At 68.2% G+C, this 23,194-nt stretch carries 20 protein-coding genes; 7 read left to right on the plus strand and 13 right to left on the minus strand.

The genetic code is table 11. The annotated features are described in order from the left end of the window. The first annotated feature begins 54 nt into the window (after positions 1-54). The 5 genes from ACIG5A_RS19950 to ACIG5A_RS19970 all read left to right on the plus strand — a co-directional run bounded on the left by ACIG5A_RS19950 (position 55) and on the right by ACIG5A_RS19970 (position 7,252). A complete protein-coding gene (locus ACIG5A_RS19950) occupies positions 55-1,629 on the plus strand; it encodes a flavin-containing monooxygenase (protein ID WP_397242008.1) in 1,575 nt (524 codons plus the stop codon). After that, positions 1,626-2,477 (plus strand): SDR family NAD(P)-dependent oxidoreductase, encoded by an 852-nt coding sequence (locus ACIG5A_RS19955; RefSeq protein ID WP_397242010.1) that lies wholly within the window; start codon positions 1,626-1,628, stop codon positions 2,475-2,477. Before ACIG5A_RS19950 ends, ACIG5A_RS19955 begins: the two co-directional genes overlap by 4 nt. Before the next feature lie 153 nt (positions 2,478-2,630). Beyond that, positions 2,631-3,950, plus strand: a complete 1,320-nt coding sequence (locus ACIG5A_RS19960; protein ID WP_397242012.1) for a glycosyltransferase — start codon at positions 2,631-2,633, stop codon at positions 3,948-3,950. Further along, the gene (locus ACIG5A_RS19965; protein ID WP_397242014.1) at positions 3,947-5,980 is read left to right on the plus strand and encodes a glycosyltransferase family 39 protein; all 2,034 of its coding nucleotides are present in this window, start codon (positions 3,947-3,949) and stop codon (positions 5,978-5,980) included. The genes ACIG5A_RS19960 and ACIG5A_RS19965 overlap by 4 nt, the downstream gene beginning before the upstream one ends. Before the next feature lie 216 nt (positions 5,981-6,196). Next, the gene (locus ACIG5A_RS19970) at positions 6,197-7,252 is read left to right on the plus strand and encodes an AraC family transcriptional regulator ligand-binding domain-containing protein (RefSeq protein WP_397242016.1); all 1,056 of its coding nucleotides are present in this window, start codon (positions 6,197-6,199) and stop codon (positions 7,250-7,252) included. 240 nt (positions 7,253-7,492) lie between these two features. On the opposite strand, the gene ACIG5A_RS19975 is transcribed toward ACIG5A_RS19970, so the two are convergent. From ACIG5A_RS19975 to ACIG5A_RS20020, 10 genes are all read right to left on the minus strand, one after another. Then, positions 7,493-8,275 carry an SDR family oxidoreductase gene (locus ACIG5A_RS19975; protein WP_397242018.1) on the minus strand — a complete coding sequence of 261 codons (783 nt, stop codon included), beginning with the start codon at positions 8,273-8,275 and terminating at the stop codon, positions 7,493-7,495. Positions 8,276-8,376: 101 nt separating this feature from the next. Further along, complete coding sequence (locus ACIG5A_RS19980; protein WP_397242021.1) at positions 8,377-9,138, minus strand: SDR family NAD(P)-dependent oxidoreductase; 762 nt, start codon at positions 9,136-9,138, stop codon at positions 8,377-8,379. A 48-nt stretch (positions 9,139-9,186) separates the two neighbouring features. Further along, positions 9,187-9,768 (minus strand): TetR/AcrR family transcriptional regulator, encoded by a 582-nt coding sequence (locus ACIG5A_RS19985; protein ID WP_397242023.1) that lies wholly within the window; start codon positions 9,766-9,768, stop codon positions 9,187-9,189. A gap of 64 nt (positions 9,769-9,832) precedes the next feature. Further along, positions 9,833-10,447, minus strand: coding sequence for a TetR/AcrR family transcriptional regulator (locus tag ACIG5A_RS19990; RefSeq protein WP_397242025.1), 615 nt, complete (start codon positions 10,445-10,447; stop codon positions 9,833-9,835). Positions 10,448-10,452: 5 nt separating this feature from the next. Then, complete coding sequence (locus tag ACIG5A_RS19995) at positions 10,453-11,223, minus strand: enoyl-CoA hydratase family protein (protein WP_397242027.1); 771 nt, start codon at positions 11,221-11,223, stop codon at positions 10,453-10,455. A gap of 8 nt (positions 11,224-11,231) precedes the next feature. Next, the gene (locus ACIG5A_RS20000; RefSeq protein WP_397242029.1) at positions 11,232-12,392 is read right to left on the minus strand and encodes an acyl-CoA dehydrogenase family protein; all 1,161 of its coding nucleotides are present in this window, start codon (positions 12,390-12,392) and stop codon (positions 11,232-11,234) included. Further along, positions 12,393-14,393: a biotin carboxylase N-terminal domain-containing protein gene (locus tag ACIG5A_RS20005; protein WP_397242031.1), complete on the minus strand. Its 2,001-nt coding sequence runs from the start codon at positions 14,391-14,393 to the stop codon at positions 12,393-12,395. A 7-nt stretch (positions 14,394-14,400) separates the two neighbouring features. Further along, on the minus strand, positions 14,401-15,999 hold the full coding sequence (locus ACIG5A_RS20010) for an acyl-CoA carboxylase subunit beta (protein WP_397242033.1): 1,599 nt from the start codon (positions 15,997-15,999) through the stop codon (positions 14,401-14,403). Next, entirely contained in the window at positions 15,996-17,147 is a 1,152-nt protein-coding gene (locus ACIG5A_RS20015) for an acyl-CoA dehydrogenase family protein (RefSeq protein WP_397242035.1), read from the minus strand. The genes ACIG5A_RS20010 and ACIG5A_RS20015 overlap by 4 nt, the downstream gene beginning before the upstream one ends. Then, a complete protein-coding gene (locus ACIG5A_RS20020; protein WP_397242037.1) occupies positions 17,144-18,859 on the minus strand; it encodes an acyclic terpene utilization AtuA family protein in 1,716 nt (571 codons plus the stop codon). Before ACIG5A_RS20020 ends, ACIG5A_RS20015 begins: the two co-directional genes overlap by 4 nt. Before the next feature lie 143 nt (positions 18,860-19,002). Between ACIG5A_RS20020 and ACIG5A_RS20025 the strand changes: the two genes are divergently transcribed. Both ACIG5A_RS20025 and ACIG5A_RS20030 read left to right on the plus strand, forming a co-directional pair. Further along, positions 19,003-19,785: a copper homeostasis protein CutC gene (locus ACIG5A_RS20025; RefSeq protein ID WP_397242039.1), complete on the plus strand. Its 783-nt coding sequence runs from the start codon at positions 19,003-19,005 to the stop codon at positions 19,783-19,785. Between the two features lie 5 nt (positions 19,786-19,790). Next, the gene (locus tag ACIG5A_RS20030; protein ID WP_397242041.1) at positions 19,791-19,946 is read left to right on the plus strand and encodes a hypothetical protein; all 156 of its coding nucleotides are present in this window, start codon (positions 19,791-19,793) and stop codon (positions 19,944-19,946) included. Positions 19,947-20,050: 104 nt separating this feature from the next. Here ACIG5A_RS20030 and ACIG5A_RS20035 read toward each other — a convergent pair whose 3' ends face one another. The 3 genes from ACIG5A_RS20035 to ACIG5A_RS20045 form a co-directional block, all read right to left on the minus strand. Continuing rightward, the gene (locus ACIG5A_RS20035; protein ID WP_397243912.1) at positions 20,051-21,145 is read right to left on the minus strand and encodes an adenylate/guanylate cyclase domain-containing protein; all 1,095 of its coding nucleotides are present in this window, start codon (positions 21,143-21,145) and stop codon (positions 20,051-20,053) included. 271 nt (positions 21,146-21,416) lie between these two features. After that, the gene (locus ACIG5A_RS20040; RefSeq protein ID WP_397242043.1) at positions 21,417-22,220 is read right to left on the minus strand and encodes an ABC transporter permease; all 804 of its coding nucleotides are present in this window, start codon (positions 22,218-22,220) and stop codon (positions 21,417-21,419) included. Next, positions 22,220-23,164 (minus strand): ABC transporter ATP-binding protein, encoded by a 945-nt coding sequence (locus tag ACIG5A_RS20045; RefSeq protein ID WP_397242044.1) that lies wholly within the window; start codon positions 23,162-23,164, stop codon positions 22,220-22,222. The genes ACIG5A_RS20040 and ACIG5A_RS20045 overlap by 1 nt, the downstream gene beginning before the upstream one ends. Between the last annotated feature and the right edge of the window lie 30 nt (positions 23,165-23,194).

Here is a 23,194-nt window from a genome sequence, read left to right on the forward strand (position 1 = left end):
CGGGACCGACGGTATTGGGTACCGATGGTTTCGTCAGCGAGGACGGAATATGCCATGGCACAGGACAATTCGCCTGCCATCCATACTCGGGTGCTGATCGTCGGCAGCGGATTCTCCGGGCTCGGCATGGGTATCGCACTGGACCGGGCGGGCATTTCCGATTACCTCATCGTGGAGAAGGCCGGTGAGATCGGCGGCACCTGGCGCGACAACACCTATCCCGGCTGCGCCTGCGATGTGCCGACGCACCTGTACTCCTACTCCTACGAAACGCGCACGGGCTGGCGGCGGCTGTTCTCCGGGCAGCAGGAGATCCAGGACTATCTGCTCGAGGTCACCGACAAATACGGTCTGCGCGAACACATTCGGTTCCATGAGCGGATCGAGCGCGGCCACTGGGACGACGAGGCGCGGCGCTGGCATATGTTCGGCGCCGACGGCCAGGAGTATGTCGCACAGTTCCTGGTCTCCGCCGTCGGCGCGCTGCACGTGCCGAATATCCCGGAACTTCCCGGGACGTTCGACGGTCCCGCCTTCCATTCGGCGCGCTGGGATCACTCGGTCGAGCTACGCGGCAAACGGGTCGCGGTGATCGGAACCGGCGCCAGCGCAATCCAATTCGTGCCGGAAATCGTGGACCGGGTGGCGGAACTGACCGTCTTCCAGCGCACCGCGCCGTGGGTGATGCCGCGCGCCGACGTCGAATTCTCCGAGCAGTTCCGGCATCGGCTGCGCCGGATACCCGGCCTGCGCTTCGCCCTGCGCAATGCCATCTACTGGGGCGCCGAACTCGGCGCCTACGCGATGAACTGGCGGCCGGACCTGCTGAAAGGGATGGAGTGGGTCGGCAGGCGGCATATCGCGCACCAGATCGCCGATCCGGAGCTGCGCGCGCTGGTCACGCCGGATTACCGGGCGGGCTGCAAGCGGCTGCTCGGCTCCGACACCTACTATCCGGCGCTGGCCGATCCGAAGACCGAACTGGTCACCGCGCGCATCGACCACCTCACCGCGGACGGCATCGTCACCGGCGACGGTGTCACGCGGCCGGTCGATGTGATCATCTACGGCACCGGATTCCACGTCATCGACTCCTATGTCAACGTCGCCATCACCGGCCGCGACGGGATCGACCTGAGCGAGCGGTGGCGCCGCGAGGGCGTGCAGGCACACCTCGGTATCACGGTGGCGGATATGCCGAATGCCTTCTTCCTGCTCGGCCCGAATACCGGACTCGGCCACAACTCGGTGGTCTTCATGATCGAGTCACAGATCCACTATGTGCTGCAGGCGATTCGGCTGGCCCAGAGCCAAGGCGCCGCCGCACTGGCGCCGCGGCGCGCGGCCCAGGACCGGTTCAATGCCCGGCTGCAGCACGGACTTTCCCGATCGGTGTGGAGCACCGGCGGCTGCAAGAGCTGGTATCTCGACGAGCACGGCAACAACCGCACCCTGTGGTCCGGCTTCACCTGGCAGTACTGGCTGCGGACCCGGCGGCTCGATCCGGCGGAGTACGAATTCTTCGGTCCACGCCCGAGCCACGGGGTGCGGCCGACCATCGTGCTGGACGACGTTCCCGCGCAGGCATTCCCCGCCGCGCCGCCGAATCGAGCCGAGGAACTGCGATGAGGGATTTCCGGAACAAGGTCGCCGTCATCACGGGTGCGGGCGCGGGTATCGGGCGGGCACTGGCCCTCGAATTGGCAAGACGCGGAGCCAAACTCGCGCTGTCGGATATCGACACCGACACCGTGGCCGATACCGCGGGACGCTGCGAGAAGCTCGGCGCCACCGCGATCGCGCACCAGCTCGACGTGGCGCACCGAGCGGCGGTATACGCGCACGCCGACGATGTGCGCGGTGAATTCGGCCAGGTGAACCTGGTGATCAACAACGCGGGTGTGGCGTTGAACGCCTACGTCGAAGATATGGAGTGGGCGGATTTCGACTGGTTGATGAACATCAACTTCTGGGGCGTCGCGCACGGCACCAAGGCATTCCTGCCCGATCTGATCGCCTCGGGCGACGGGCATGTCGTCAATGTGTCCTCGGTGTTCGGCTTCATCGGCGTGCCGTCCCAAAGCGCCTACAACGCGGCGAAATTCGCGGTGCGCGGCTTCACCGAGGCACTGCGGCAGGAGATGCGGATCAACGGTCATCCGGTGGGCGTCACCTGCGTCCATCCCGGCGGGGTGAAGACCGAAATCGCCGTGCACGCACGCGGCATCCCCGAAAGCGCCGATATCGAGTTGCTGCGCAGCGGATGGGATGCGATGGCGCTGACCAAGCCGAGCTCGGCAGCGCGGATCATCCTGCGCGGCGTCGAGAAGAACAAGGCGCGGGTACTGATCGGCGCGGACGCCAGGGGATTCGATCTGCTCCCCCGCGTCCTCGGCGCGAGCTATGCCGATCTGGGCGCACCGCTCTACCGGTGGACCCGCAGAGCCGCACGGGACCGGTACGGCCTGGAGTGGTAGCGGATCGGCACACCCAGGAACCTCACAGCTGAGGCCCAGCTCGGAGCCAGCGGGGGCATCGAGGGTTATCGGCATGACCGAGCGCAGCGAGGGAATCGACAACACAGCCCGATTCGAGGGTATGGCGGAGCCGAGCGCCAGCGAGGCGCAGCCATGACCGATACCGCTACCGCCATCGACCAGGCGGAATCCACCGAAGCGGTGATCACGCCCGTGCTCGATGTGGTGATCCCCGTCTACAACGAGGAAACCGACCTCGGCGTCTGCGTCCGTCGGCTACACGAGTATCTGCGCACCGGGTTCCCGTTCCCGGCCAGGATCACCATCGCCGACAACGCGAGCACCGACGCCACGCTCCAGGTCGCGCGGCTGCTCGCCGGCGAGCTCGACGACGTGCGGGTGGTGCACCTGGACGCCAAGGGACGGGGGCGCGCGCTGCGCGCGGCCTGGGAGCGCTCCGACGCTCAGGTGGTCGCGTATATGGACGTCGACCTGTCGACCGATCTGAACGCGCTGCTGCCCCTGGTCGCGCCGCTGATCACCGGGCATTCGGATCTGGCGATCGGCACCAGGCTCAGCGCCTCGTCGCGGGTGGTGCGCGGGCCGAAGCGCGAGATCATCTCGCGCTGCTACAACCTGCTGCTGAAAGCCGCGCTGCAGGCCCACTTCTCGGACGCGCAATGCGGATTCAAGGCGATCCGCGGCGATGTGGCGCGCAGGCTGCTGCCGCTGGTGCGCGACGGGGAGTGGTTCTTCGACACCGAACTGCTCGTGCTCGCCGAGCGGGCCGGGCTGCGGATCCACGAGGTGCCGGTCGACTGGATCGATGATCCGGACAGCCGGGTCGACATCGTGGACACCGCGCGTAAGGATCTGCTCGGTATCGGGCGGCTGCTGCGCGCGCTGGCCACCGGCGCGCTGCCGCTCGACGAGCTGCGCGGCGCGGTCGGGCGCGAACCGCTGGTGCCGGGTGTGCCGCTCGGCATGGTCGGGCAGCTGGTGCGGTTCGCGATCGTCGGCGTGCTGAGCACGCTGGCCTATTTGCTGCTCTACGTTGTGCTACAACCGTTCACGGGGGCGCAGATCGCCAACTTCGGTGCGCTGCTGATCACGGCGGTGGCGAATACGGCGGCCAACCGCGCCTTCACCTTCGGTGTGCGCGGCTCCAGTGGCGTTGTTGCACAGCAGTTCCAGGGGCTGGTGATCTTCGGTGTCGGGCTGGCGCTCACCAGCGGATCGCTCTTCGCGCTGCATCACTGGGCGCCCGATGCGGCGGTGCATCTCGAACTGGCGGTGCTGATCCTCGCCAATCTGCTGGCCACGCTGCTCCGCTTCGTCGGCCTGCGCTGGGTGTTCCGCAATGCGGGCGAGCGGAGGCAGGGTGTCGCGGCGCTGTCGGAGGCGATGGAAATGACCGTTGGGGCGATCGATACGACCGCCGAGCGGAACGGACAGGAAGACAAGCAGCGATGACCACGACCGTGAGTGCGCCCACCGCGACAATGTCGCCCGAGCCGCTGCCGAAGCGCGAACTCCGCTGGGAATACCCGGCTTTGGCGGCACTTCTGATCGGCACCGCCGTCGCCTACCTGATCAACCTGAGCGCGAACGGCTGGGGCAACTCCTTCTATTCCGCCGCGGTACAGGCTGGTTCGGTGTCGTGGAAGGCGTTCTTCTTCGGTTCGTCGGATGCGGCGAATTCGATCACCGTCGACAAACCGCCCGCCTCGCTGTGGCTGATGGAGCTGTCGGTGCGCGCGTTCGGGCTCAACAGCTGGAGCATCCTGGTGCCGCAGGTGCTGCTCGCGGTCGGCGCCGTCGCGCTGCTGTGGGCCACGGTACGCAGGCCGTTCGGACCGGCGGCCGGACTGCTCGCCGGATTCGCGCTCGCGGTGACGCCGATCGCGGTGGTGATGTTCCGCTTCAACAATCCCGATGCGCTGCTCGTCTTCCTGATGGTCGCGGCGGCCTGGGCGATGACCCGCGCGGTGGACGACGGCCGCACCCGCTGGCTGGTGCTCACCGGCGTCTTCATCGGCTTCGGTTTTCTCACCAAACAATTGCAGGTGCTGCTCGTGGTGCCCGCGCTCGCGCTGACCTACCTCGTCGCCGGTCCACCGAAGCTCGGCAAGCGCATCGCGCAACTGCTCGCCGCTGGTCTCGCGATGGTGGTGGCGGCGGGCTGGTGGCTGCTCGCCGTCGAGCTGTGGCCCGCCTCCTCGCGGCCGTGGATCGGTGGCTCACACAACAATTCGATCCTGGAACTCACCCTTGGCTACAACGGGCTCGGCAGGCTCAACGGCAACGAACGCGGCAGCGTCGGCCCGAGCGGCGGCGATCTGCCCGCTCGCGGGGGCGGCATGTGGGGCAGCACCGGTATCACCCGGATGTTCGAACCGGCGCAGGGCGGTCAGATCGCCTGGCTGATCCCGGCCGCACTGGTGGCATTGATCGCGGGAATCGTGCTGTGCGGCAAGGCCGATCGCACCGATCGCCGGCGGGCGGCGCTGATCCTGTGGGGCGGTTGGCTGGTGGTGACCGCCCTGGTGTTCAGCTTCATGGCGGGCATCTTCCACGCGTACTACACGGTGGCATTGGCTCCGGCGGTCGCCGCGCTGGTCGGCGCGGGCGCGGTGCTGCTGTGGCGGGAACGGCACCGGTTGTGGGCACGGCTCGCCATGGCGCTCGCGGTGGGTCTCACCACGGCGACGGCGTGGATGTTGTTGAGCCGCAGCGCATCCTTCCTGCCGTGGCTGCGCTGGACCGTGCTCGTCGTCGGCATCGTCGCGACCATCGCGGTCGCCATTCCCGCACCGCGGAAGCTGGCGGTCGTCACCGCCTCGGCCGCCGCGCTCGTGGCGTTCAGCGGACCTGTCGCCTATGCGGTCGACGCCATCGGCACCTCCCACGCGGGCGCGATGCCGAGTGCCGGACCCAACGTCGGCCACGGCCGAATGCCTTGGGGCAATGGCGAATTCGGTCCCGATGGTCCAGGAATGGGCGGGCCGGGCGATGGCGCCGACGGCAGGCAGCAAGATGGCCGGGCACCGCAGCGTGGCCCTGGCGGCCAGCAGATGCCACCGGGCACGCAGGGGCCCAACGGGTTCGGCGGCCAGGAAGGCCCCGGCGCCATCGGCGGTCTGCTGAACGCCGCGCGTCCCAGCGACCAGGTCGTCCGGCTGCTCGAACAGAACGGCACCGACTACACCTGGGTCGCCGCCGCCGTCGGCTCGAACAGCGCCGCCGGTTTCCAATTGGCCACCGAACTCCCGGTCATGCCGGTCGGCGGCTTCAACGGCAGCGACCCATCCCCCACCCTCGACCAGTTCAAGGACTACGTCGCCCAGGGAAAGATCCACTACTTCATCGCCGGTGGCCGCGGCGCCGGCCGAAACGGCGCGAACACCACCTCCACCAGCGCCCAGATCACGCAGTGGGTGACCGAGAACTTCACCCCGACCACCGTCGACGGAGTCACCCTCTACAACCTGACCACTCACTGACCGCGGAACCCGCACCGGCCCGCCTCGACAGGCCGGTGCGGGTTGCGCCGGTGCGCGGCCATCTCGACGCCGCGCACCGAATCACGCGATATTCGCAGCGCGGCGACGCGATCAGTGCGCGGCAGCGCGATCGGCACCGGTCACCGATCAGCGTCGATCTTGCGGAGTCCGGCCAAAATCTTGCGGATTTGGGCCAGCGTCAACAACGATGACTAGGTGGCCTCCTGGGAGTGGCGGCGATCAGTGACGTTCTCGGCGATCCTCATGGAGGTGGCGGCGGATCACGGGCTGACACTCGACGAGTGCCTACGCGATACCGGTATCGAGCCGCTGCTGCTGAAGACGCCGGGCGCGGAGATCACCGCGGCGCAGGAGATGGCGCTGGCGCGCAATATCGTCGACGCGCTCGGCGATCGGCCCGGCGTCGGGTTGCAGGCCGGTGCGCACACGCCCGTCACCGCGACGGGGATCTTCGCCATGGCCTTGCTGAGCAGTCCGACCAGGCGGGCCGGGGTAGACATCGCGATGCGGTATTTCAGCCTGATGGTCTCGCTGTCGCGCGCCTGGCATCTGTACCGGGACAACCAATTGTGGCTCTACGTCGACGACCACGAGCTGCCCTATCGGCTCCGCGGCTTCCTGCTCGAGCGGGATGTGGCGTTCGTGCAGTCGAACTGGCTGCGCGTGTTCGGGTTCCCGCCGCCGGTGCTGCGGATGGAGATCGGCGGCGGCCTGCGCCCACGTCTCGCGCCGATCCTCGAGCGATTCGAGGTACCGGCGACCGACTGCGAGGGCCCGCATATCACCGTATTCGACACCAGCGCCTTCGATAAGCCGATGCCGCAGGCCAACGCGCTGACCGCCGCGCTGTTCGACGAGCAGTGCACGGAATTGCTGCGCCGCCGCGGTCTGATGCGCGGTACGTCGGGTTCGGTGCGGGAGGTGCTGCTGCACCGGTTGAACGGCCGGGTCACCCAGGAGGATGTGGCGGCGACGCTGCACATGAGCCTGCGCACGATGCGGCGGCGGCTGGCCGAGGAGGGCACGTCCTACCGCGAGCTGTGCGTCGATATCTACGGCACCCTCGCCGAGGAACTGCTGGCGACCGGGCTCACGGTCGAGGATGTCGCCTACCGGATGGGCTATTCCGGCGCACCGAGCTTCTCCAACGCCTTCAAACAATGGCGTGGCACCTCCCCTGGCCGCTTCGCCCGGGGGATCAGCGACCGCACGTATGCGCCGGCAAGCACACAACTCGAAACGCATCGCTAGAAACCGACGCCGCACTGTCGCATGCGCCGGTGAACGCCAAAGACCCGCACCGGCTCGGTGGTTCAGCGAACCGGTGCGGATCTCTTCTTCGGATGACGGTTCGGCACCGAACCGCCGGATCCGCCGCGGTGGTCAGCCGCGACGGGGTGCGAAAGATCGGCCCCGGCTTCGCTTTTCGACACCGGGGCCGATCTGATTCGGCGGCTCGGACACCACATCGGAGTCACCGAGGCATGGGCGTTATTTCGCGGCGGGTTCGGTGGCGTCGACCCATTCGGCGAAGGTGGGACCCGCGAGGATCGCATGTGGGCTCGCGAGCAGGGTGCCGTCCTCGAAGATTTCGCGGTCGGCGTTGTCCGGGTCGCTCACCTCACGGATTTCGGCGGGAGTACCGCGACGGGCGGCGAGCAGCGCGGCGGCGCCCGCCATGGTTTCCGCACGGGGACCGGCGATCTCGGGGAACGGACCGTCCAGCGACTCCGGCAGCGGAGCCACGGCCAAGTCCACCAGCGCCTCGGCGACCGTACGCGCCGCGACCAGTTGGGTTTTCATGTTCGCCAGGTAGGCGACGTCGCCCTGGGTGCCCCACTGCGTCATCACCTCGACCAGCTCGTGGAACTGGGCGGCGCGCAGAATCTGCACCGGCAGTGGGCCTTCCAGCAACGCCTTCTCGTGCGCCAGCTTGGCCGCGTTGTACCCGGCGACGGTGTTGTCGATGCCGATGATGGAGACCACGACCAGCTTCGCCACCCCTGCCTTCCGCCCCGCCTCGTGCAGGTTCTTCGCGGCGGCGAGGAAGAATTCGGTGGCGATGTCCTTATCGGCGGACGGCGTGCTCGACGCGTCGATGACGACCTGCACGCCGTCGAGCGCCTCGACCAGTCCCGCACCGGTCTCGATGTTCACGCCGTTGGCGCGGGAGAAGGCGACCACCTCGTGGCCCTGCTCGGTCAGCACGTCGACCACATGCTTGCCCAGACGCCCGGTCGCTCCGGCCACCGCGATCTTCTTGGTCGTGGTCATGATTGCTACTCCTCATCGTCGGCTTCAGCGGATTCGTTCCGCGTTCATGGAGTCGACGACGCAGGGCGCACGAGTGTGACATGTGATGCGCGCCACGGCCGCTACGCGGTGGCGCCACCATCCACGACGAGGTCGTGGCCGACGACGAAGCTGGCGTCGTCGGAGGCCAGCCACAGCACGGTGGCGGCGACCTCGGCGGGTTCGCTGACCCGGCCCGCGGGGACGGTGGTCGCGACGCGCGCATCGCGGTCGGCCCTGGTTTCACCGGGGCGGAAGGACATCGGGGTATCGCTGGCGCCGGGGCTGACGGCGTTGATGCGGATGCCGTCGCCGATGTGGTCGCGGGCGGCGGTCTGGGTGAGGACGCTGACGGCCGCCTTGGACGCGGCGTAGGCGGCCATGCCGGGGCGGCGGCCGTGCGCGCCGATATTCGACGACATGTTGACGATGACGCCGCCGCCGTTGGCGCGCATATGCGCGATCTCGTGCTTCATGCTCAGGAAGATTCCGGTGAGGTTGACGTTCAGCACGGCCGACCACACGCCCTCGTCGAGATCGGCGACGGGCGCGCCCTTGCCGAAGATGCCCGCGCTGTTGAACGCGATGTGCAGGCCGCCGTGCCTGCGCACCACCTCGGCGATCAGCTCGGCGACCTGCCCGGAATCCGCGACATCGGCCAGCACCCAGTCGACCTTGCCGCCGTCGGCGACGATCTGCCCGGCGGCCTCGCGGAGCTTGGTTTCGTCGCGGCCCGCGAGCACGACGGTGGCGCCGCGCTCGGCGAAGGCCTGCCCGGTGGTCCGCGCGATCACGCCCGCGCCGCCGGTGATGAGCACGACCTTGTTGTCGAAGCGAGTCGTCATGAGCACTCCTTATAACTAGAACGATCAGTCTTGAATTAAGGCAAAACTTCAGCTCAGCAGCGCGAGCAAAACACGGGACGCGTCGCGCAGCCGGACGCCGGGATCGGCGGTGCGCGCGAGTACCCGCACGCCCTGGAAGAAGACGAGCAGCAGGCGCGCGAGCGCCCTCGGGTCGGCGGATTCGGACAGTTCACCCTGCGCCCGTGCCCGCAGCAGCGCCGAGGTCAGCGCGGTCTCCAGATTCGACCAGCTCGACTCGACCAGCCGCGCCAGCTCGGGATCCCGATCGGCCATCTCGACCGCGGTGTTGACGACCATGCAGCCCCAATGGCGTTCGTCACCAGCGGCTTCGCCGATGAAACGCTCGACGAGGCCGCGCACCGACGGCAGCACCGGACCGGGCCCGGACAGCTCCTCGACGATCTTCGGATCGGTCAGCTCCAGGTAGCGGCGCATCGCCTTGGCATACAGCTCCCGCTTGCCACCGAAGGTGCCGTAGATACTCGCCTTGGCGATGCCGAGGTGCGCGACGAGATCCGACATCGACGTCGCCTCGTAGCCGCGAGCCCAGAACAGCTCCAGCGCGGACTGTAGCGCCTCGTCCGGATCGAACTCCTTCGCCCTTGCCATGCCAGTAGCATAGTCTCATCGAGACCGATCGGTCAAAAATTAACGAATGGCACTACCCGACGGCTCAGCGCCGTGCGTCGAGTGCGGCGTGCAATGTCGCCGCCCACTGCTGCACGATCTCCTTGCGCCGCGCGGAATCGTCGGTCAGTACGTCGGCGAGTCCGAGCCCACGAGCCAGGTCGAGCGTCGCCTGCACCAGGTGGTGGGTGACCGGATCGGCATCGTCCACGCCGAGTGCCTCGATCGCGCGCCGATGCGATATCCGCCCGAACCGCGCCTCCAGCGGGACGATGTGTTCCCGCAGCGCCGGATCGGCGGCGGCATGGGTCCACACCTGCAGCGCCGCCTTGAACAGCGGGCTGGTGTAGGAATCGACGAGGCCGGAGACCACCGCCTGCGTACGGGCCAGCCCCTCGGCCATCTCGGCGACCGCGAGCGCCTCCTCCTTGGACTGGCCCGTCCGGCTGTCGAACATGTACTCGAGCGCGGCCGTGATCAGTTCCTCCCGCGTGGGGAAATGATGCTGCGCCGCACCGCGCGACACCCCGGCCCGCTCGGCGACCACCGACACCGTCGCCGCCGCCCAGCCCATCTCGGCGAGACAGTCGATGGTCGCCTCGAGCAGGCGCTGCCGGGTGGCTCGGCTGCGGTCCTGCTTGGGTTCGTTGGGTGTCGCCATGGGTTTTATTCTGCCCAGCTCGGCGGGCGGCGCTGCAGGAAGGCCGCCATGCCCTCGAACACCTCGGGGGTACCGAAGAAGCTCGCCGAACGCTGCGCGAGTTCCTCGGCCGATGCGTCGAATCCGGCGAGCATGGCGGCGTTGGCGAGGCGCTTGCCCTCGGCCAGGCCCTGCGGTGAGCCCTTGCGCAGCTCCGCGCGCAGCCGCTTCACCTCGGCGGCCGGATCGTCGGCGTTGATCGTGATCAGCCCGATCCGCTCGGCGATATCGGGGCCGAACTTCTCCCCGGTCAGGTAGTACCTGCTCGCCGCGCGCGAGGTCATCCTCGGCAGCAGGGTCAGCGAAATCATGAACGGCGCCAACCCGATCCGCACCTCGGTGAGGGCGAAGCTGCTGGTCGGCCCGGCCACCGCGATATCGCAGGCGGCGACGATGCCCATACCGCCCGCGCGCACATTGCCATCGATTTGCGCGATCACCGGCTTGGGCGTGGCGATCAGCCTGCGCAGCACGCCGATCATCACGCGGGTGCGCTCATCTGCGGCCACCGCGGGGTCGGCGTTGCTCGCCTCGGACAGATCCGCGCCCGCGCAGAAGGTGTTGCCGGTGTGTGTGAGCACGATGCCGCGCACCGCGTCATCGGCGGCAGCGGCATCCAATCCGGCGAGCAGCTCGGCGACCAGCTTGGCCGACAACGCATTCCGGTTGTGCGGCGAATCGAAGGTGAGCACGGCGAAACCGTCGGCCACCTCGTAGCGCACGTAGGGCTCCGTCACGGCGTCTCCTAGTAGGACTTGGGCAGGCCCAGCGAGTACTGGGCGACGAAGTTGAGGACCATCTCCCGGCTGACCGGCGCGATGCGGCCGATGCGCGCGGCGGCCAGCATCGCGGCCAAGCCGTACTCCTTGGTCAGGCCCGCGCCACCGTGCGTTTGAATCGCCTGATCCAGCGCCTTGATACTGGCCTCCGCCGCAGCGTATTTCGCCATGTTCGCGGCCTCGGCCGCGCCCATCTCGTCGCCCGCGTCGTAGAGCGTCGCGGCCTTGCGCATCATCAGCTTGGCCAGCTCCAGTTCGATCTTCACCTGGGCGAGCGGATGCGAAATGCCTTGGTGCGCACCGATCGGCGTCTTCCACACCGTGCGCTCCTTGGCATAGGCGACGGCGGCGTCGATGGCGTAGCGGCCGACGCCGACCGCCATCGCCGCGCCCATGATGCGCTCCGGGTTGAGACCGGCGAACAGCTGCATCAGCGCCGCGTCCTCCTTGCCGACCAGGGCATTCGACGGCAGGCGCACATCGTCGAGGAACAGCGTGAACTGGTGATCCGGCTCGATGATGTCCATGTCCTGCGGCGTCTTGTGGAAGCCTTCGGCATCGGTCGGGACGATGAACAGCGCGGGCTTGAGCTTGCCCGTCTTGTGATCCTCGGTGCGCGAGACGATGAGCACGGCCTCGGCCTGATCCACACCGGAGATGAAGATCTTGCGGCCGTTGAGGATCCAGTCGTCGCCGTCGCGACGGGCGGTGGTGGTGATCTGATGCGAGTTGGATCCGGCATCGGGCTCGGTGATGCCGAAGACCATCTTCCCGGTGCCGTCGGCGAGCTTGGGCAGCCACTGCTGCTTCTGCTCGTCGGTGCCGTACCTGGTGATGATGGTGCCGCAAATGGCCGGGGACACCACCATCAGCAGCAGGCCCGCACCGTGCGCCGACAGTTCCTCCATCACCAGCGACAGCTCGTACATGCCGGCGCCACCGCCGCCGTACTCCTCCGGCAGGTTCACCCCGAGGAAGCCGAGTTTGCCCGCCTCCTCCCACAATTCGGTGAGCGGCTCGTTGTTGCGCGCCTTCGGCAGCACGTAGTCGCGATAGTTGTACTTGGCGGCCAGCGCGGCCACCGCCGCGCGTAGCGCCTGCTGCTCTTCGGTTTCGATGAACGACATCTAGTTCTCCTGGTTTTCGACGGCGTTGTCGGGGTCGACGACGGCAAGGACCACACCGATGTCGACCTGCTGGCCAACAGTGACATTGAGCGCGCTGAGCACACCGGCGGCCGGTGCGGCGATGGTGTGCTCCATCTTCATCGCCTCCAGCCACAGGATCGGCTGCCCCTGTTCGACACGGCTGCCGACCTCGGCACCGAGCCGGATCACACTGCCGGGCATGGGCGCGAGCAGCGACCCGCTCGCGACATGATCGGCCGGATCGCTGAAGCGCGGCAACCGCCGCACCGACACCGGGCCGAGCGGCGAATCGACGCACACCAGATCGCCGTAGCGAGCGATGCCGAATTGCCTACGGACCGCACCGCGTTCACCCGGGACGGCGAGCACCACCGAATCCGGCGCGGCCGCGAGCACGGTCAAACCCTCGTGGCCTGCCACCTCGACCCCGTTGCGGCCGAACCGGTAGTCGACCTCGTGCACACCGCTGGTTCGGCTCTCGTAGGACTTGCGCTGCGGCTGCGCGGGCAGATTGCGCCAGCCGCTCGGCAGGCCGCCGCCGACCCGCGCCGCGGCACGATTGGCCGCGGCGTCGGCCAGTGCGGCGGCCACGATGGACAGCGCCTCGTCGGCCTCGGCCGCCAAAGGGGCTGCCAGCGTGGCCAATCCGTGGGTGTCGAAGAACGCGGTATCGGTCTCACCGGCCAGGAAGGCGGGGTGGCGCAGCACGCGGACCAGCAGGTCACGGTTGGTCACCAGGCCGTGGATCCGGGCACGCTGCAATGCCGCGGCCAGCAATCGCGCTGCCTCGCCCCGGGTTTCGCCGTAGGAGATGACCTTGGCGAGCATCGGGTCGTAGTGCACGCCGACCACCGAACCGTCGACCACGCCGGAGTCGAGCCGCACGCCGGGCCGGTCGAGCAGGTCGAATTCGGTGGCCACCAGCGGGATGTCGATGCGATGCACGGTGCCGCTCTGCGGCTGCCAGTCGTGCGCCGGATCCTCGGCGTAGAGCCGGACCTCAATCGAATGCCCGTGCATGGCAGGCGGTTCGGCGGGCAGTTCGCCACCGGCGGCGATCTCCAGTTGCAGTCGGACCAGATCGAGCCCGGTGGTGCATTCGGTGACCGGATGTTCCACCTGCAGGCGGGTATTCATCTCCAGGAAGAAGAACTCGCCCGCCTCGTCGGCGAGGAATTCCACCGTGCCCGCACCGGTGTAGCCGATCGCGCCCGCCGCCAGCCGTGCCGCCTCGAACAGCCGCGCTCGCATGCCATCGGTGCGTTCGACCAGCGGCGACGGCGCCTCCTCGACCACCTTCTGGTGGCGGCGCTGAATGGAGCATTCCCGCTCGCCGACGGCCCAGATGGCGCCGTGCGTATCGGCCAGCACCTGCACCTCGATATGCCTGCCGGTCTCGAGGTAGCGCTCGCAGAACACCGTCGGATCGCCGAACGCGGATTCGGCCTCGCGCCGGGCCGCCTCGATCTGCGATTCCAGGTCGGCGAGCGCGCGAACCACCCGCATGCCGCGGCCACCGCCGCCCGCCGATGCCTTGATCAGCACCGGCAGCTGCGCCTCGGTGACCTCGGCCGGGTCGAGCTCGGCGAGCACCGGGACACCGGCCGCGTCCATCATCTTCTTCGAGGCGACCTTCGACCCCATCTGCTCGATGGCTTCCACCGGCGGGCCGATCCAGACCAGCCCGGCCGCCAGCACGGCCTTCGCGAATTCGGCGTTCTCGGAAAGGAATCCGTAGCCGGGGTGGATCGCGTCGGCGCCCGCGGCCAGCGCGGCCTCGATGATCAGCTCGCCGCGCAGGTAGGTCTGCGCCGGTGTGTTGCCCGGAAGGCGCACGGCCGCATCGGCTTCGGCGACATGGGGTGCCGCGGCATCGGCGTCGGAATACACCGCGACGGTACCGAGCCCCATCCGGCGACAGGTGGCGAAGACGCGCCGGGCGATCTCACCGCGGTTGGCTACCAAGACAGTAGTAATCATCGCGGCCTCACATCCGGAAGACGCCGAAGCCATCGGCGCCCTTGATCGGGGCATTGTGGATGGCGGACAGCGCCATTCCCAACACCGTGCGGGTATCGCGCGGGTCGATCACGCCGTCGTCGTAGAGCCGCCCCGACATGAACATCGGCAGCGATTCGGCCTCGATCTGCGCCTCGATCATGGCGCGCATCCCGGCGTCGGCCTCCTCGTCGAACGGCATCCCCTTCGACTCGGCGGCGGCCCGGCCGACGATCGAGATGACACCGGCCAGCTGCGCACCGCCCATGACGGCGGATTTCGCACTGGGCCAAGCGAAGACGAAGCGCGGATCGTAGGCACGTCCGCACATGCCGTAGTGCCCGGCGCCGTAGGACGCGCCCATCAGCACCGAAATATGCGGCACCTTGGAATTGGACACCGCGTTGATCATCTGCGCGCCGTGCTTGATGATGCCCTTCTGCTCGAACTCCTTGCCGACCATGTAGCCGGTGGTGTTGTGCAGGAACAGCAGTGGCGTGTTCTTCTGGTTGGCCAGCTGGATGAACTGGGTGGCCTTCTGCGACTCCTCGGAAAACAGCACGCCGCGCGCGTTGGCGAGTATCCCGACCGGATAGCCGTGCAGCTCGGCCCATCCCGTCACCAGGCTGCTGCCGTAGAGCGGCTTGAACTCGTCGAAATCGGAGCCGTCGACGACACGGGCGATCACCTCGCGCGGATCGAACGGGATCTTCAGGTCCGGCGGGACGATGCCGAGCAGATCCTCCGGATCGAACAGCGGCTCGCGCACCTCGGCGCGCGGCAGCGGCCCCCGCTTGGCCCAGTTGAGCCGCTTGACGATCGAGCGGCCGAGCCGGATCGCGTCCTGCTCGTCGACCGCGAGGTAATCCGCCAGACCGGAGACCCTGGCGTGCATATCGGCGCCGCCGAGCGATTCGTCGTCGGACTCCTCGCCGGTGGCCATCTTCACCAGCGGCGGGCCGCCGAGGAACACCTTGGAGCGCTCCTTGATCATCACCGTGTAGTCGGACATGCCGGGGATGTAGGCGCCGCCCGCGGTGGAGTTACCGAAGACCAGCGCGATGGTCGGGATGCCCGCGGCCGAAAGCCGGGTCAGGTCACGGAACATCCGGCCGCCGGGGACGAAGACCTCCTTCTGCGTCGGCAGATCCGCGCCGCCGGATTCGACCAGGCCGATCACCGGCAGCCGGTTCTCCATGGCGATATCGTTCATCCGCAGGTTCTTGCGTAGCGTCCACGGATTCGAGGTGCCGCCGCGCACCGTGGGATCCGGTGCGACGATCATGCATTCGACGCCCTCGACGATGCCGATACCGGCGATGACGCTGGCGCCGACGTGAAAGTCGCTGCCCCAGGCCGCGAGTGGCGCCAGCTCCAGGAACGGCGAATCCTCGTCGATGAGCAGTTCGATGCGCTCGCGCGCGGTCAGCTTGCCGCGCTTGCGATGCCGCGCCAGCTTGTCCGGGCCGCCGCCCGCGATCACCTTGGCGAATTCGGCATCGATCTCGGTCAGCTTGGCGGTCATCGCCTCGGCGGCCGACCGGTATTCCGGGCTTTCGGTATCCACTGTCGTGCGCAGCGCTGTCATGACTGGTACCCCAATCGCTTCGCGGCCAGGCCGGTGAGTATCTCGGTGGTGCCACCGCCGATGCCGAGGATGCGCATATCCCGGTACTGGCGCTCGATTTCGGATTCCCGCATGTAGCCGAGGCCGCCGAACAGCTGGACGGCCTGATTGGCCACCCACTCACCCGCCTCGACGGCGGTGTTCTTGGCGAAGCACACCTCGGCGATCAGATCGGTTTCTCCCTCGGCGGCACGCTCGGCGATGGCGCGGGTGTAGACGCGGGCCACGTCGATGCGCCGGTGCATTTCGGTGATCGTGTTCTGCACGGCCTGCCTGCTGATCAGCGTGCGGCCGAAGGTCTCCCGGTCGCGCACCCAGCGCAGTGTGAGCTCCAGGCAGCGCTGTGCGCTCGAATACGCCTGCACCGCAAGCCCGACCCGCTCGCTGACGAAGGCGCCAGCTATCTGATAGAAGCCCGAATTCTCCTGGCCCACCAGGTTTTCCACCGGCACGCGGACGTCGACGTAAGACAGCTCGGCGGTGTCGGAGGCCAGCCAGCCCATCTTCTCCAGCTTGCGGCTGACCGTGAAACCCGGTGTGTCCTTGTCGATGATCAGCAGCGAGATGCCGCCGGAGCTCTCGCCGCCGGTGCGCACCGCGGTGACCACGTAGTCCGCGCGCACGCCGGAGGTGATGTAGGTCTTGGCGCCGTTGACGATGTAGTGGTCGCCGTCGCGGCGGGCGGTGGTGCGCAGATGCCCGACATCCGAGCCACCGCCGGGCTCGGTGATGGCCAGCGAGCCGATCTTCTCGCCGGCCAGCGTCGGCCGCACCCAGCGCTCGATCTGCGCGGCATTGCCGGCGGCGATGATGTGCGGCACCGAGATACCGCAGGTGAACAGCGAGGCGAACAGGCCGCCGGAGGCGCCGGCCTGATGGAATTCCTCGCAGACGATCATGGCGTCGATACCGTCGCCGCCGGATCCGCCGACGGATTCCGAGAATTGGGCGCCGAGCAGTCCGAGCGCGCCCGCCTTCTTGTGCAGCTCGCGCGGGATCTCACCGGCCCGCTCCCAGCCGTCCAGGTAGGGCAGCACCTCGCGTTCGACGAAACCTCGTACGGTGGCGCGCAATGCGCGCCGCTCGGGGGTTTCCCACGGTTTGGTCATGAAAGCAGCTCCAGCGGAATATCGAGGTGTCGGGAACGCAGCCATTCGCCGAGTCCCTTGGCCTGCGGATCGAAACGGGCTTGATAGGCCACGCCCTGGCCGAGCAGGCCTTCGACGATGAAGTTGACGGCGCGCAGATTCGGCAGTACATGCCTGGTGACGGTGCAGGCGGCGGTCTCGGGCAGCAGTTCTTTGAGCCGCGCCACGGTCAGTGTGTGTGCGAGCCAGCGCCATTGGTCGTCGGTGCGCACCCAGACGCCGATATTGGCATTGCCGCCCTTGTCGCCGCTGCGAGCCAGCGCGATGGCGCCGAGTGGTGCGCGTCGGGTCTCGCTTGCGGGCAACGGTTCCGGCAGCGCTGGCTCCGGAACCTCGTCCAGTTCAACGGTTTCCGAGGCCGGTGCGATGTCGATCCGGTCACCGCCCGGCAGCACCGCGACGTGCGGCACCTCGGCGGCATCGACGTATCCCGGCGTGTACACGCCGTACGGACCGCCGTTGCCGGGCAGGGTGGTGAAGGTGCAGCCCGGATAGCTGGCCAGCGCCAGTTCCACCGCCACGTTGGCGAACGCGCGCCCGACCTTGTTCGGGTCCTGATCGCGCACCACGCAGCGCAGCAGCGCGCTGGCCCGCTCCTCGGTGTCGGCGTCCGGCCGGTCGAGCCGCGCGAGCGTCCAGCTCAGCTCGGCGGGCCGCGCGGGCAGCCAGGCCTCCAGTTGTCGTTGCGCGAGCGCGGCTTTCGCCTCGATATCGAGGCCGGTGAGCACGAACTCCATCTCGTTGCGGAACCCGCCGAGGGTATTCAGCGACACCTTCAACCGCGGCGGTGGCGCCTCGCCGGTCACCCCGCTGATCAGCACGCGGTCCGGACCTGCTTGTTCGAGCTCGATGCTGTCCAGCCGCGAGGTGACATCCGGTCCGGCGTAGCGCGCGCCCTGGATCTCGTACATCAGCTGCGCTTCGACCGTGTCGACGGTGACCGCGCCGCCGGTGCCCGCGTGCTTGGTGATGACGCTGCTGCCGTCCCTGCGGATTTCGGCGATCGGAAAGCCCGGCCTGCCCAGATCGGCCAGCTCGGTGAAGAAGGCGAAGTTGCCGCCGGTGGCCTGGGTGCTGCATTCGATCACGTGGCCCGCCACCACCGCGCCCGCCAGCCGGTCGTAATCGGTTCGGCCCCAGCCGAAATGGGCCGCGGCCGGGCCGACGACCACCGAGGCGTCGGTGATCCGGCCGGTGACAACGATATCCGCGCCAGCGTTCAGGCATTCGACAATGCCCCACGCACCGAGGTAGGCATTCGCGGTCAGTGGTGCGCCGAGCCCGAGTTCGCTCGCGCGGCCGAGCAGATCGTCGCCCTCGACGTGCGCGATCTTGGCCTCGAGCCCGAGGTCGGCCGCCACCTTGCGCAGCCGCTCGGCCAGCCCGGCCGGATTGAGACCGCCCGCGTTGGCGACGATCTGCACGTTGCGCTCCAGCGCCAGTGCGAGGCACTCCTCGATCTGCCGGACGAAGGTCTTCGCGTAGCCGAGGCTCGGGTCCTTCATCCGGTCGCGCCCGAGGATCAGCATGGTCAGCTCGGCGAGATAGTCGCCGGTGAGCACGTCGAGTTGCCCACCCTCGAGCATCTCGCGCATCGCGCTGAGCCGATCACCGTAGAAGCCGGAACAGTTGCCGATGCGGATCACTTCCGGATCGGCGGATAGCGCTTTCATCAGCGGGGATGCCTCCTTGGCCGTGCTTTGCACAGCGGGTCCACGTTCGGGGTTCAGCATCACACTCGATCTCGAAAAAAGCAAGCACGCGTGCTTGTTAATTGCTCTCAGCTGGCCTGGACGCGGCCACTAGGGTTATCGCCGTGGGGCAGTTGCTGGAGATCATCGCGCTCGATACCAAGGATGCCGTGGCCGCGCAGGCCGGCGGGGCGGATCGGCTGGAACTGGTCGCCGATATCGCGGCGGACGGCCTGACCCCCTCGGTGGCCACCCTGCGCAGCGTGCTCGCCGCCGTCGACATTCCGGTGCGGGTGATGCTGCGCGACCAGGCCGGGTTCGCGCCCGCCGACCTCGACCGGCTGCGCCGCGACGCCGTCGCGCTGCGCGAGGCGGGCGCGAGCGAGTTCGTGCTCGGGTTCCTCACCGCGGACGGCACCCTCGACAGCGGCGCGTGCAAGGCACTGCTCACCGAATTGGACGGGTGCCGGTGGACCTGCCACCGCGCCGTCGACAATGCGGGCGATATCGCGCGGGCCTGGTCGGATGCGGCCGAACTCGGCTGCGACACAATCCTTTCCGCAGGCAGTGCGGACGGCATCGACGCGGGGTGGGATCTGCTGATCCGCGCGGCGGCCTGGGAGCCCTTCCATGCGGCCACACACCTTCCGGCAAACGCCCGCCTGTCCGCACCCGCGCGGGAAATCAGCGCGCGCACGGCTGCGCCGGTGTCGCTACTCGTCGGCGGCGGCCTGCGCCTGGCCCACATCCCCCCGCTGCGCGATGCCGGAGTGCGCGCCTTCCATACCGGCAGCGCGGTGCGCACCGGTGGGTGGCAAGGCTCTGTCGACCCCGCGGCGGTCCGGCAGTGGGCAGGCGCCGCGCACCGCACCGGCCTGCCGGACCAGGCGCAAGGCACGGCAGAATAGGCGGAATGTCGTCCAGTGCCGCCCCGATCCTGCTGCTCGCCCTCGCCGGTTTCCTGATCGGCGGCGCCTACAGCACCTGGAAGACCCTGCGCTGGCTGTCGATCTCCCTCGGCGCCTGCGCGGTGCTCGCCGCCGCGGGCGCCATCCTCTGGCTGCGCTAGCCGGTGCCGCTACCCGGCCGCCGAGGTAGCCGGAATCCGTCGAGCGCAGTCATATGGCCCTCGATTGCGGCGTGTCGCAAGGCCATTCGACTGCGCTCGGCGCGCTAGTTCGACGACAGGCGGAAGATGCGCAGGTCTTCGGGCACCCCGCTGAGCGGGGCCGCGAAGAAGCTGCGACGGTAGGGCTTGGCCGCGTAGCCGAGTTGCTCGAGTGTTTCTGGTTTCAGCGATTGGAGCGTGGCCTCGGAGAGCATGGTGTTGCCATTGCCACCCGCCTCCATCACCCGCGCCGCGATGGTGACGTCGACACCGAGCCAATCGCCGCCGATCTCGCGCGGTGAGCCGGTATGCAGTCCGATGCGCATCTGCGGGCGGTAACCGCGCACGTCGACATCGGCCAGATTGGCCTTGGCCGCGACCGCGGCGCGGACCGCGCGATCGGCCGAGGGGAACACCGCCATCACGCCGTCGCCCATCCGCTTGACCACCTGGCCGCCGCGTTCAGCGATCGGCGGCTCGATGGCCTTGGCCACCCGGCGCAGCAGTTCGAGGGTCGCCTCGTCACCGGCGGACAGCGACCATCGGGAGAAGGCCACCAAATCGGTGAACATGACAGTTACTTCTTCGCTACCTTTTCCGCGTCCGACTCGCTCCAGCGCGGCCTGCCAGACCTGGAGCGCGCCGAATCCGATCTCGCGGGCCGCGCTCGGCGTGTCACCGACCAGCTTGTCCGCCGCGCGCGCCACCGCGCGGGCGCCACCGGGCCCGGACACCGACAGCGGGTCGCCGAACGAGGGATCACCCGGCAGCTGCTCGCGCGCCTTGCGCAGCACACCGATCAGATCCGGGCGCTGATTGGCGGCGTTCACCAGAGCGGAGAACGGCCGTGCGCGAAACCCCGCGCCGCGGCGGCGGCCGGATTCCGGCTCGTCCGAGGGCACAAGTGGGATGACAAGCTCGGGCGGCACGCCGCCATCGACTTCCGGCTCCGCCCCCGGCTCTGCACCACCGGAAGGTGTTTGACTCACGACTTCATCTCGCTGACGCTCGGCTCCATCGTTCGCCAGTGCGCTGGGTCCGTCTGCGCCTCGCTCACGCCCACGAGCGTAGCCCAGCCCGTCAGCGGCCGGTGAGTTACTGATGATCGCCACCTTGCACCTCTCATCGGGCGGAGCGGGCACGCCGTTGGGTCCGCCGATGGGTAACGCGTTGGTTGCTGTAACACAGGCTAGTCAGCGTTGATTCCGGACGGAAGGACGCCGCCGCACAGTTGTTGCGATGTTTACCTGAACGGCCGGAGCGAATGCGGGCGTGCGCACTTCCGGCCCGGCGTGAAGGGGATCACACCGGGCCGGTGGCCACACCGCCGCCGGGCAGTGGCTGGCGGTGGATGGGGCGCACGGACCTCCCGACAAGGCCGTGCACCCCGAACCCGAGTGGCGAGGGAGGGCAACTCGGGTCGCTTTTGAGTTATGCGTCGCGCTTGTTCACCACGAAGAGCGCGACACCGAACACGAGGGCGATGAAGACCGCGAAGTAGACCAGGCTGGCGATCGGTCCCCAGTGCCAGTAGCTGGAATCCTCGACGGTGCCGAGGAAACGCCCCGCGTTCTGGAAGGGCAGGAACACCTGAATGTTCTTGCCGTACTTGCCGAATGCCCCGATGATCGGCTCGATCAGCACCGGCCACACGATCAGCAGCGTCAGCGCGCCCGCCGATTGGCGCAGCAGTGCCGCGACGGCGACGGCGAGGAACACCGTCAGCGCGACGAAGATCGGGATGGCGTAGAAGATCTTCAGATCACCGGTGCTCAGGCTCAGGTTCCGGCCGACCTCACTGGTCGTCAGCCCCTTGAGGATGAAGAAGCTCAGGAAGGTCAGCACCGCGGAGAGCAGCGCCGCGCCCACCGCGATCATGCCCGCCTTGGTGAGCAGCACCAGCGACCGGTTCGGCGTCGCGAAGAAGGTGACCTTGATGGTGCCGAAGCGGTATTCGTTGGTCACCGACAGCGCGGCCAGGATCATGATGAGGATGTAGCCGAAGCCGGGGATGATCGGCGCGACGCCGGTGATGCCGAGCCCGGCCAGGACGTTCTCCGCCCGCGGCGGCTCCTGGCTCAGCGTCGGATCCTTCTGCCACGCGTCCATCGACACGTTCAGCAGCAGCGCGAACAGTGCCGTGATACCGAGCGCGAAGACAATGGTCAGCGCCGCGCACCACCAGGGCGAGCGGGTCGAGGTGAGCTTGATTCGTTCGGCCGTCAGCACTCCCATCAGAGCGCACCTCCCATCACCTGATCGAGACCTTCACCGTGGTACTGCACCGCGCCACCGGTCATCCGCATGAACGCCTCCTCCAGCGAGGCACGCTGCGGGGAGAGCTCGAACAGCGTGATCTCGTTGGCGGCGGCCAGCTTTCCGATCGCGTCGCTGGTCACGTTGGTTGCCACCAGCGCGGGTCCGTCCTGGCCCGAGCCGTCCTCGCGCACGGTCATCCCGTTCGAGGTGAGCAGGCTGCGCAGCTGGTCGAGCTGCGGACTACGCACGCGCACAGTCGATTCCGAGGCGCGTTCGATGAATTCCTGGGTGGTGGAGTCGGAAATGAGCTGGCCACGCCCGATCACCACCAGATGTTCGGCGGTCAATGCCATTTCGGAGAGCAGGTGGCTCGACACCAGTACCGTGCGGCCGTCGGCGGCCAGGCGCTGCATGAACCGGCGGATCCACAGGATGCCCTCCGGGTCGAGGCCGTTGACCGGCTCGTCGAACAGCAGCACCGGCGGATCGCCGAGCAGCGCGCCCGCGAGGCCGAGCCGCTGGGACATGCCGAGCGAGAAACCGCCCGCGGCGCGACCGGCCACCTCGGACAGGCCGACCAGCCGCAGCACCTCCTCCACCCGCGCCTTGGGGATGTTGTTCGAGGCGGCCATCCACTGCAGATGCGCGCGCGCCGAGCGATTCGGATGCACCCATTTGGCGTCGAGCAGCGAACCGACGACGCGCAGCGGATGCGACAGCTCGTGGTAGCGCTTGCCCTGGATGAGCGCGGTGCCCGAGGTCGGCTTGTCCAACCCGAGGATCATCCGCATGGTGGTCGATTTGCCAGCACCGTTCGGCCCGAGGAACCCCGTCACCTGTCCGGGTTGAACGGTGAAGGAAAGATCCTGAACCGCGACGGTCTGGCCAAAATGCTTGGTCAGGCCCCTCAGCTCGATCATGATGACCAGCTTTCCGTAAAACGCGGCCGC

The sequence above is a fragment of the Nocardia sp. NPDC052566 genome (assembly GCF_044547285.1).
GTDB lineage: Bacteria > Actinomycetota > Actinomycetes > Mycobacteriales > Mycobacteriaceae > Nocardia.

Coding starts and splice junctions, on each gene's coding strand:
- ACIG5A_RS19975 (WP_397242018.1), bottom strand. CDS start 8,275: ATGACCACGACCAAGAAGATCGCGGTGGCCGGAGCGACCGGGCGTCTG.
- ACIG5A_RS20000 (WP_397242029.1), bottom strand. CDS start 12,392: ATGTCGTTCATCGAAACCGAAGAGCAGCAGGCGCTACGCGCGGCGGTG.
- ACIG5A_RS20040 (WP_397242043.1), bottom strand. CDS start 22,220: ATGGGAGTGCTGACGGCCGAACGAATCAAGCTCACCTCGACCCGCTCG.
- ACIG5A_RS20030 (WP_397242041.1), top strand. CDS start 19,791: ATGTCGTCCAGTGCCGCCCCGATCCTGCTGCTCGCCCTCGCCGGTTTC.
- ACIG5A_RS20010 (WP_397242033.1), bottom strand. CDS start 15,999: ATGACAGCGCTGCGCACGACAGTGGATACCGAAAGCCCGGAATACCGG.
- ACIG5A_RS20045 (WP_397242044.1), bottom strand. CDS start 23,164: ATGATCGAGCTGAGGGGCCTGACCAAGCATTTTGGCCAGACCGTCGCG.
- ACIG5A_RS19965 (WP_397242014.1), top strand. CDS start 3,947: ATGACCACGACCGTGAGTGCGCCCACCGCGACAATGTCGCCCGAGCCG.
- ACIG5A_RS19955 (WP_397242010.1), top strand. CDS start 1,626: ATGAGGGATTTCCGGAACAAGGTCGCCGTCATCACGGGTGCGGGCGCG.
- ACIG5A_RS19985 (WP_397242023.1), bottom strand. CDS start 9,768: ATGGCAAGGGCGAAGGAGTTCGATCCGGACGAGGCGCTACAGTCCGCG.
- ACIG5A_RS20015 (WP_397242035.1), bottom strand. CDS start 17,147: ATGACCAAACCGTGGGAAACCCCCGAGCGGCGCGCATTGCGCGCCACC.
- ACIG5A_RS19990 (WP_397242025.1), bottom strand. CDS start 10,447: ATGGCGACACCCAACGAACCCAAGCAGGACCGCAGCCGAGCCACCCGG.
- ACIG5A_RS19980 (WP_397242021.1), bottom strand. CDS start 9,138: ATGACGACTCGCTTCGACAACAAGGTCGTGCTCATCACCGGCGGCGCG.
- ACIG5A_RS19950 (WP_397242008.1), top strand. CDS start 55: ATGGCACAGGACAATTCGCCTGCCATCCATACTCGGGTGCTGATCGTC.
- ACIG5A_RS20020 (WP_397242037.1), bottom strand. CDS start 18,859: ATGAAAGCGCTATCCGCCGATCCGGAAGTGATCCGCATCGGCAACTGT.
- ACIG5A_RS20005 (WP_397242031.1), bottom strand. CDS start 14,393: ATGATTACTACTGTCTTGGTAGCCAACCGCGGTGAGATCGCCCGGCGC.
- ACIG5A_RS19960 (WP_397242012.1), top strand. CDS start 2,631: ATGACCGATACCGCTACCGCCATCGACCAGGCGGAATCCACCGAAGCG.